The following is a 9,509-nucleotide window of genomic DNA, read 5'->3' as shown; positions in this document are numbered from 1 at the left end:
AGATACTTTATAGCTCCCCCCACTACAGTGTGACCATCTTCACCAAAAACCATAAGACCTTCAGTTGATGCCATATAAGCAATAAAAATAGCGGCCCACATACCAAAAACAGCTTCAACTTCACCTAAGAAGTGATAGACATTCTCTCCGATTGAGCCTTTTGGATACTTATGAGCAAGGTGCTCAAATTTTGAAACGAAAAAAGTATGGAGAACTGCGCATACAAAAAGTATTGTCCCCACTAATTGAACGTTAGTTGGATTCACTTAACACTCCTAGTTGTTAAACCGAGCTCCGAGCTCGGATAATTAGATAATAAAACGTAACTAGTTAAATTTTAACCTAGTATTGAAAACTTAGAAATGAATTTTTTTTGAGGAAAAGTTGGGCCAAGGAATTTGGCCCAAATAAAAAAACTAACCGTCGTTTCCGATTGAAGCTACTGGACAAGCTTCCATCTGCTCAACGCATAACTCCACTTCTTCATCAGTAGTTGGTTGCTTCATGATATAAGCATTACCATCTTCATCTTCACCAAAAAACTCTGGAGCACCTGTATAACATACGTTACAAGCAATACATCCTTCTCCATTGTCATCATCTGGGTCCGTACAATACCAGGCACCAGCAATATTCTTCTCGTGCTTCATGTCCTTGTTGGCCATATCGTTCTCCTTAATCTTATCAGTTGATTATTTATTATATCAATTTTTTGCTAAAGACTATACCTAGAGGTGTATTAATTCAGTCAAATTCTTAATCATTTCAAGTATATGCTATACGTCATTCTTGTCACTTTTCTTTAATAATGGCAGAATGCACCTTCGACTTAAGTTAACCCAAAATTAAATGGAGATCATATATGGAGCAGAATGCACTTGATAGAGCACAGGCATGGGCCAACAATTCCTACTTTGATGAGAGTTTTAGAAAAGAAATCCAAGACTTAATTGATAGCGGTGATGAGAAGGAAGTAATTGAAAGATTCTATAAAGATTTAGAATTTGGAACTGGTGGGATGAGAAGTATCATCGGCGCAGGAACAAATAGAATTAATACTTACACAATTAGAAAGGCTACTCAGGCCCTTGCAAATGAAATCATTCGTTCAGGTAAAGAAGAAGGTCTTAAAGAATTTAAGATCGCTATATCATACGACAATAGAAGATTCTCATTTGAATTTGCTAAAGAAGTTGCAAGCGTGATGGCAGCAAATAATGTTCATGCATATATCTATAAAAGATTGAACCCAGTTCCTCTTCTTAGTTTTAGTGTTAGACACCATAAAGCTCAAGCTGGAGTAATGGTAACAGCATCACACAACCCACCAGAGTACAATGGTTATAAGGTGTTTTGGAATGATGGAGCTCAAGTAACTCCACCTAATGATTCAAATATAATTAATAACTATAACTCAATGACTAACTTCTCAAGTGTAAAGACAATGAATTTTGACGATGGACTTTCTCAAGGACTTATTCACTGGGTTGGTGAAGATGTGGAAAATCTTTATTTTGAAGCAATCAACTCTAAGGCCATTAATTCAAAAATGTGTACTGAAGAAGGTGGAAAACTTAATATTGTATATACGCCAATTCACGGTACTGGCTTTGTTCCATGTACTACAGCACTAAGTAACCTTGGTTTCACTAACGTTCAAGTCGTTGAAGAACAAAAGCTCCCCGATGAAGACTTTCCTACAGTGAGTTCTCCTAACCCAGAAAACCCTGAAGCACTTGCTCTAGCTGTTAAGCTTATGGAAGACACTAATGCTGATGTTGCATTTGGAACTGATCCAGACACTGATAGAGTTGGTCTTGCATTTAAGAAAAATGGTGAGATCGTTTATTTAAATGGAAATCAGATCGGTATTCTCATGGTTCACTATGTAATGGGTGGACTTAAAAAGTCAGGAGCAATGCCAAGTAACCCATACTTTGTTAAAACAATTGTTACTACTCCACTACAAGATCAAATTGCGGAAAGCTTCGGAGTTGAAACATTCAATACTCTGACAGGATTCAAATGGATCTGTGGAAAAATGAATCAACTTGAAAAGTCTAACCCTGAAAAGAACTTTGTTTTTGCTACAGAAGAATCATTTGGTTATTTAAACCATGAATTTGTAAGAGATAAAGATGGAGTAAGTTCAATCACTTTACTAAGTGAAATCTGTCTTCACTACAAACTACAAGATATGGACCTAGTAGATGCTCTCGATAAAATCTATGAAGAGTATGGCTTCTCATCTGAAACTCTACTCAACTTAAATTATTTTGGGAAAGAAGGATCTGAAAAGATTGCTAGGATTATGGAAAACTTTAGAAGCTACTCTGATAAAACATTTTGTGGCGAAGAAATCAGCTACTTAGAAGATTACTCGACTGGTGAGTCTAAATCTTTTACAGACTCTAAGCTATCGAAACTTGACCTACCAAGTAGTAATGTTCTAGGTTTCAACTTTACAAATGGAACGAAAGTTTACATGAGACCATCAGGTACTGAGCCTAAGATTAAATTCTATATTATGATTCAGGAAAAAGAAGGTTCATTAAGCGAAAAGAAAAGTAAGGCCCTTGCTAAGACTGATGAGTTTTTAAGCTACATCAAACAGCAAGCAGAACAGGCCTAAGTAGAGGTTAGAAATGTCAGAAAAGTCCAAAGAGTTAGCAGTAGTTTTAGTAAGTGGTGGAATGGACTCTCTTGTAACAGCGGCCATGGCCAATGAAAAGCATGAGCAAATGGCATTTCTACATTTAAACTATGGTCAAAAAACTCAAGAGCGTGAGCTTAAGTGTTTTAACGAAATTGCAGACTTTTATAATGTTCCAAAATCTCTTAGAAAAATAATCGACATTAGCTTCCTCAGCCAAATTGGAGGAAGCTCGCTCACAGATGACACAATAAATGTAAAAGACTACAAAGGTGACAGTGAAGAAATTCCTGACAGCTACGTTCCATTTAGAAATACCCACATCGTTGCGATGGCCGTTTCTTGGTCAGAAGTTGTTGGTGGAAAGAAAATCTATATTGGAGCCGTTTATGAAGACTCTTCAGGATACCCGGATTGCAGACCATCTTATTATAAGGCATTAAATAACCTTATTAAAGAAGGTACTAAAGATGGTGATATTGAAGTTGTCACTCCAGTTATCTATATGAAGAAAGAAGAGATTGTAAAAAAAGCTTTTTCATTAAAAGCTCCTCTTGCTTCATCTTACTCTTGTTATGCTCGTGGTGACAAAGCTTGTGGGATTTGCGACTCTTGTGCTCTAAGGCTAAGAGGATTTCAACTTGCAGAAGTTGAAGATCCAATTGAGTATGATCAAAGACCTAATTACTTATAGTCTCTGCTTTAGAGACTATTGTTAATAGACTTTTAGATTTGTTTATTTGATCTATATCTCCCTTAGCAATACTTAAGTCTAAGGCCTCAGCTAGCATCTCTTTTGCTAAAGAAACACAACGTTGTTCAAATTTACTTTTTGCATAAGACTCAAGGATTTTTCCTTCAAACTTCCCTATTTGTTCAGCATTAGATTCACGACAGATCTTTAGCGCATTATTGAAGAAACTATCCGCCTTTGAAAACTTTCTCATCCATACATATGTGACAGCTAATTGGATCTTAATAGAGAAGCATGAAAGCTTTTTCTTATGCTTTTCAAATAAAGCATATGATTTTTCATAGTAGTCTTGAGATTGTTCTAAATCTAAAATCAGTCTTGAGTAAAAACCAATATGAGAATAGATTTTAGCTCGCACTAGTTCATCATTTACATCTATCGCTTTATGGATAAGAGACTTAACCCCTCTGTGCATCTCATCGACGTCAGCAGGAACCTCTCTAAGGTCGGAGGCCATTGAATAATCCATATTAAATTCTAAATCTGCTATATCCATAGGCTACTTACAATCTTCTATATTTTTAAGTAATTCTCTAACATTTTGATGACCAGTTTCTTTTAACTTCTCATCAATTCCATTCTTAATTTCATATAAAACATCTGGGCCTTGAAAAATAAAAGATGAATAGATCTGACAGGCTTTTCCACCTTTTTTCCAAAAGTCCCAAAGGTCAGCAAAACATGATATTCCACCAACTCCAATTAAATCTAGTTCAGGACTATCGACCATCAGTTCTAACAACCTATCACGAACAACTTTACCTTTTTTAGAAAGAAGTTTACCGGATACTCCTCCAGCTCCTCTCTCTTCCATGATCGTTGTATTAGTAGCTATGATTCCACTAAGACTATATTCCTTAGCAAGATTAACAATTCCTTCCAAAGAGTCCAGAGGAAGATCTGGAGAGATTTTAATAAAGAGTGGAGTTGAGCAGGTCTTTCTCTCCTCTACTAAAGATTCAAATATCTCACGCATACTCTCATGTCTTTGAAGATCTCTTAACCCTGGAGTATTTGGAGATGAAACGTTTATGACTAAGTAATCACAATTGTCTTTAAAAGTTTTAAAGAGGCTTAAATAATCAAGGTGTGCATTCTCTGAACTAGTATCTTTATTCTTACCTAGATTTACTCCAAGTACTTTCTCCATTCTATCGCTACTTAAAATATTTTTAAGAACTTTACCTGCTCCATCATTATTGAAACCCATACAATTTCTTAGAGACTCTTCTTTTAGATATCGAAATAATCGCGGTTTTGGATTTCCTATCTGAGCTATAGGAGTGACTGTTCCAACTTCAATTGCGCCAAATGGGATACGTGCAAAAAAGTCTATCGCCTTAGCATTCTTATCAAGTCCGGCAGCAAGTCCGACAGGAAAGCTCCAATTCATTGTATTTAATTCAACTTGATATTTTTCACTATCTTGAAGGTTTCCCCCAAAGGCCTCGGCCATTGTTCGAGGGAAACTAGAGAGTGCTTTTATTGATAATTCGTGTGCCTTCTCAGCATCCATTTTAAAGGCAACTGTTTTAAAAAAATCGTAAAGCACCCTAAACGTCCTTAATAAAGTTGTACGAAATCGTTCTCGTGAACTGAACCACCAGTGTGAAGAACTGCAATTGATCCATCAGGTCCGAAGTAATCAATGATTTCAATTGTCCCCTTCACTGTCCCTTTAGATACACCAATTAAAGCTCCTGTTTCAGGGTCAAATATTTCTTCCCCTTCTGACATAACCTTAAGAATATCACCAATATTAAGACCAGAGTTTCTTCCAGCATTAACATATATTTTAGTTCCTACTATCTTTGCAACTCTTCCAACCCAATCAAGCTTAGAAGAAATACCTACAATCTTAGGGATCGCTTTTCTTACAGCAATCTGAACTACGTACCTAAGAAGGTCTCTTCTATATTGTAGTTTAGTCTCTCTATCTCCTTGAAAGAATCTAAAGCTACTATCATCAGCTGATGCTTTTAGAGTTTCTGTATATATTTCTTTATTGGCATTTACATCAAAGATACGTACTTCAACCTTTGATTCTGTATACGACTTAGTCTCACGAACAACACCAATTTCATCAACTTTTTCTCTAATTCTTGCATCAATGATTCGACCAAAGAGAACAAAGTTTAATCCTGCGACTTTTGCTTTCCTTGAAAGTTGTACAAGCTTTACTCCACCGCCTGTATAAATCTCTTTAGAAGATCCAAATATTTTCTTGGCCATTGGGTCAACAACAAATTGTCCTGTTCTAGATAACTCTCTTCTAAACTCTTCTGTAGCTGTTACACCTAAATCCTCTCCACCATACGGAGACTCGTTGAAGAATGTTAGAAGTGCTACCCTCTTTTTTATTCCATTAAAGAACGTTCTAGGCTCTTGTCTAGGTCTTTGACCGTGAGAGGTTCTTTCAATTGTATTTAAACTGCATGACGCAAGAGTTGTACTGATACAAACTAATGTGAAGACCTTCTTGATTGATATTCTCACAATTCTATCCTTGTCCATTTTCTTTCATAATCTGTGTTGAACCATCTTTATCAACGAGATTTATTAAAAATGGATTCTCCTCATTTTGAAAAAAGATTGTTTTTTGATTATCAACTTCAAGCCCTTTAGTTCTTAATAACGTTCCCTTTAAATCTTCAGAAGACCCTTTAAAGAAAACTCTAAGCTGAGCTCTATCTCTGTTAAATGAATCAATTTCAACCTTTAAACTGTGAGTTAAGCCTATTGAAGAAAGATACTTCTCTACTTCATCAATTTGTCTAACTGAACTCGCACCAACAACATCGACTCTAAAACTTTTTCGACCTAGAGGAAAATGTGAAATATCTCTAACAAGACCTTCCCATTTAGCAACAGGTAAACGATAGACAAGACTTGCTGAATTACTTGATAAGTCTTTTTCTGTAGAAAATGTAGCTTCTTCACTAATGAAATCATAGTGAGACGCTAACCTATTTGATTTTAAGTCAAAGAGTAAGTACTCTCCACCGAAGTCAAAAGTTCTTTTCTTAAAAGTCTGATCTTCAGAAATTTTTCGAACATTCACTTTAACTTTCATCCACAAAGAATCTTTCAACTCATCATCAACAGAGATGATCGCTCTTTCTTGATCTCTCTGTAAGTCACCTTCAAGGTTAGAGATATTATTCAACTGAGTACTTGCTTCAGAAAGCATTTTTAAATGTGACTCTAATTTTTCTTCTTCACTCGAACTTGTTATAATTACGTTATTAATTTTACCTTTAAACTTATCTTCAAACCATCTCTTCCAGTGTTCTTTTAAAACACTAGTAAAATCACTTTCAAGCTCTACACCCAGATCTTGCCAAGACATTTCTCTCATAGAAAAATCAACCGTCACAAAGAGATTTTTATACATTCTCTTTATTCCACCACGAGTAAACTCGTAGAACATTTCATTTAAGACTTTTCTATTAACCTTAGCTTGAATATTCATGTAACGGCTGTTTGGAAATTGAGGAGATCTCGACATCTTCTTAACAGAATAAGATGACATTATTTTTTGTAATTTTCCGTACCTTGCTTTTATCGTAAGCTTCTTTGTACGAAGAGCATTATCGTAGCGCTCTTTCTTTTTTCCAGAAAGTACTGTGTCTTCAGTTGTAATTCCGTAGGATTTATCGAGGTTTTCTTTTATAGCAGAAAAGTATGTATCAAACTTTTCATTATACTTGGCCCAGAAAAGCTCTGAACTATGTCCAAGCTTAGAGAGCTCTTTTGAAATAATATCTCTTACAGAGGCATAGAGTAATTGTTTCTTTATAAAAGTTAGAGAGTCTCCATCTCTAGAAACAAATCTCCCCTCTCCATTTGTGAGGTCATCTTTTGCACTTACATTAAAAGATAGTACTAAAAATAGTACTAACGTGATCATTCCTTTCATCACCTATACTCCATCCTTGAAGTTTACTGCATCGTTGGATCTTCAACTCTCCCATCAACAATAAACTGAACTGAATTTCCATTAAATAGTTCATTTACTCGCGCGGCCATCTGTGGTGTTGGATTCACTAAAAAGTCTTGCCCAAGTGGCAACCTAGCTCTTCCATCATCTGCACTAAAAATAACATGCGCAGGAACACTTCCTCTATAACTTAAGAGTACTTGCTTAAACCTATCAAGTTTTATCTCTGTAAGCTCTTCCATTTTAACATTAATTCGAATTGAAGTAACCCTATCCTCGGCCTGATCCTTCAATAATTTCACATTATTAGGAAAAAACTTTCGAGGCTCTTCGGCCAAATTCACATTTCCACTAATCAGAACTGGCTCATCACCACTGAGTAGCTCTCCAAATTCTGCAAACACCTTAGGAAAAACAATACATTCTATCTTACCGGAGAGATCCTCAAGCTGTGCAAAGCACATCTTGTCACCCTTTTTAGTCATAATATCTCTTTTCTCAGATATTAATCCGGCAAGCATCATGTCTCTTTTATCACCACCGGTTATGTCATGAGCAGCAGCAATGTCCATTGAAGCTAGTTTTCCCATAATATCACTGTAGCGGTCTAAAGGATGTCCTGAGACATATATCCCCATCAGTTGAGCTTCATAAGCAAGCTTCTCTCTATCATCAAAATCATTTGTGATTTGAATATCTAGCATTTTCATAGGATCGTTAGTTCCACCGTCATCAGAACTTCCTGCTTCCATATCAAATAAACTAACCTGTCCTAACTCTTTTTCATGCTGAAGCTTTTTCGCATAAGAGATGATGAGTTCAGCATTTTCAAGCATTGTCTTTCTATTTAACTTTGTCTCACTCTCATCAAAAGCTCCCACCTTGATCAGTGATTCTATACCTCTACTATTAACTATCTTTAGAGAAACTCTAGTACAGAAGTCAATAAACCCTTTAAAAGGACCATTCTCTTCTCTCTCTCTTATTAATTCCTCAACAGCACTTTCTCCAACATTCTTTATAGCTCCCATACCAAAACGAATATTGTTGCCGATCACATTAAATAGCCAAAGAGACTCATTAATGTCTGGAGGTAGAACATCTACTCCATGATTTTTTGCATCGTTAATATAAATAGTAACTTTGTCTGTATTTGTAAGCTCTGTTGATAACAGTCCAGCATAAAAGCAAGATGGGTAGTAATACTTTAAAAAAGCTGTTTGAAATGAAATATACGAGTAAGCAACAGCGTGAGACTTATTGAAACCATATTCTGCAAAACTTGCCATTAGTTGATAAAGCTCTCCGGCCTTTTCAACATCAAAGCCTCTTTCTTCGGCTCCCTTTAAAAAGATTCCTCTGTGCTCTTCAATAAGAGAGATCTTCTTCTTCCCCATTGCCTTTCTAAGAATATCGGCTTGCCCAAGAGAGTACCCTGCAAGAACTCTTGCAATGTTCATCACCTGCTCTTGGTAAACAATAATACCGTACGTATCTTTAAGTAGAGGTCGTAGTTCTTCAAATGGATAATGCTCTTTTTGTCTTCCATGCTTAATCTCAACAAATTGATCATGCATCCCAGAACCCATCGGACCTGGTCTATAAAGAGCGTTAATCGCCGTAATATCATCAATACTATCTGGCATAATTCTCTTACAAAGATCAATCATTCCAGAAGATTCAAGCTGGAACACACCTATAGTGTGACCATCCCCAATAAATTTATAAACATCGTGATCTTCATAATCAATTTCTTCAATATCAAAATCTTTTACATGATCTCTTTGAACAAATTTAGAAGCATGGTCAATTACGGTTAAAGTTTTTAGTCCAAGAAAGTCAAACTTTACGAGACCAATATCTTCAGAGAAGTCTTTATCAAACTGAACAACTTTCTCGCCCTTAGCACCCTTAAAGAGTGGGCAGTACTCCACGAGAGGCTTACTTGTAATAATAACGCCTGCAGCGTGAATACCTGCGTGACGATATAGACCTTCTAGTCTTCTTGATATAGTGAAAATTTGTCTAATCTTAGGATCAGTATCAATGAGTTCCTGGATTTTAGGCTCCATCTCAATGGCCTTCTCAAGGTTTATTCCAAGTTCATCAGGAATAAGCTTTGAGAGCATATTGGCTTCAGCAAAAGAGAGATCAAAAACTCT

The 9,509-nt window shown here is 36.1% G+C and carries 9 protein-coding genes; 2 read left to right on the top strand and 7 right to left on the bottom strand.

What is annotated here, in order from left to right; all coding sequences use genetic code 11:
* Together ABX784_RS13415 and ABX784_RS13410 are read right to left on the bottom strand one after the other, a co-directional pair.
* A partial coding sequence (locus ABX784_RS13415) for a putative Na+/H+ antiporter (RefSeq protein WP_372655567.1) occupies positions 1–266 on the bottom strand: 266 nt, incomplete at its 3' end.
* Positions 267–416: 150 nt separating this feature from the next.
* Positions 417–665, bottom strand: a complete 249-nt coding sequence (locus ABX784_RS13410) for a ferredoxin (protein ID WP_372655566.1) — start codon at positions 663–665, stop codon at positions 417–419.
* 197 nt (positions 666–862) lie between these two features.
* On the opposite strand from ABX784_RS13410, the gene ABX784_RS13405 reads away from it, so the two are divergent.
* Both ABX784_RS13405 and queC read left to right on the top strand, forming a co-directional pair.
* Complete coding sequence (locus ABX784_RS13405) at positions 863–2,632, top strand: phospho-sugar mutase (protein ID WP_372655565.1); 1,770 nt, start codon at positions 863–865, stop codon at positions 2,630–2,632.
* A gap of 13 nt (positions 2,633–2,645) precedes the next feature.
* Entirely contained in the window at positions 2,646–3,347 is a 702-nt protein-coding gene (gene queC / locus ABX784_RS13400; RefSeq protein ID WP_372655564.1) for a 7-cyano-7-deazaguanine synthase QueC, read from the top strand.
* Here the strand turns inward: queC and ABX784_RS13395 are convergent.
* The 5 genes from ABX784_RS13395 to dnaE form a co-directional block, all read right to left on the bottom strand.
* Positions 3,334–3,903: a hypothetical protein gene (locus ABX784_RS13395; RefSeq protein WP_372655563.1), complete on the bottom strand. Its 570-nt coding sequence runs from the start codon at positions 3,901–3,903 to the stop codon at positions 3,334–3,336. The two genes, queC and ABX784_RS13395, sit on opposite strands and share 14 nt — an antisense overlap.
* 3 nt (positions 3,904–3,906) lie before the next feature.
* Positions 3,907–4,959: a dihydroorotate dehydrogenase (quinone) gene (gene pyrD, locus ABX784_RS13390; protein WP_372655562.1), complete on the bottom strand. Its 1,053-nt coding sequence runs from the start codon at positions 4,957–4,959 to the stop codon at positions 3,907–3,909.
* 11 nt (positions 4,960–4,970) lie between these two features.
* On the bottom strand, positions 4,971–5,903 hold the full coding sequence (locus ABX784_RS13385; RefSeq protein WP_372655561.1) for a hypothetical protein: 933 nt from the start codon (positions 5,901–5,903) through the stop codon (positions 4,971–4,973).
* 4 nt (positions 5,904–5,907) lie between these two features.
* Positions 5,908–7,317, bottom strand: coding sequence for a hypothetical protein (locus tag ABX784_RS13380; RefSeq protein ID WP_372655560.1), 1,410 nt, complete (start codon positions 7,315–7,317; stop codon positions 5,908–5,910).
* Positions 7,318–7,349: 32 nt separating this feature from the next.
* Positions 7,350–9,509: DNA polymerase III subunit alpha (gene dnaE / locus ABX784_RS13375; RefSeq protein ID WP_372655559.1), on the bottom strand; the 2,160-nt coding region annotated here is incomplete at its 5' end.

The sequence above is a fragment of the Halobacteriovorax sp. genome, from assembly GCF_041587335.1.
Classification (GTDB): Bacteria; Bdellovibrionota; Bacteriovoracia; order Bacteriovoracales; family Bacteriovoracaceae; genus Halobacteriovorax.
Note: the sequence above shows the minus strand (reverse complement) of the source record. Positions and strands in the feature narration are given on the sequence as shown.

Excerpts from the sequence above, each read along its gene's own strand:
- ABX784_RS13410 (WP_372655566.1), bottom strand. The coding sequence starts at position 665 with ATGGCCAACAAGGACATGAAGCACGAGAAGAATATTGCTGGTGCCTGG.
- ABX784_RS13405 (WP_372655565.1), top strand. The coding sequence starts at position 863 with ATGGAGCAGAATGCACTTGATAGAGCACAGGCATGGGCCAACAATTCC.
- queC (WP_372655564.1), top strand. The coding sequence starts at position 2,646 with ATGTCAGAAAAGTCCAAAGAGTTAGCAGTAGTTTTAGTAAGTGGTGGA.
- ABX784_RS13395 (WP_372655563.1), bottom strand. The coding sequence starts at position 3,903 with ATGGATATAGCAGATTTAGAATTTAATATGGATTATTCAATGGCCTCC.
- ABX784_RS13380 (WP_372655560.1), bottom strand. The coding sequence starts at position 7,317 with ATGATCACGTTAGTACTATTTTTAGTACTATCTTTTAATGTAAGTGCA.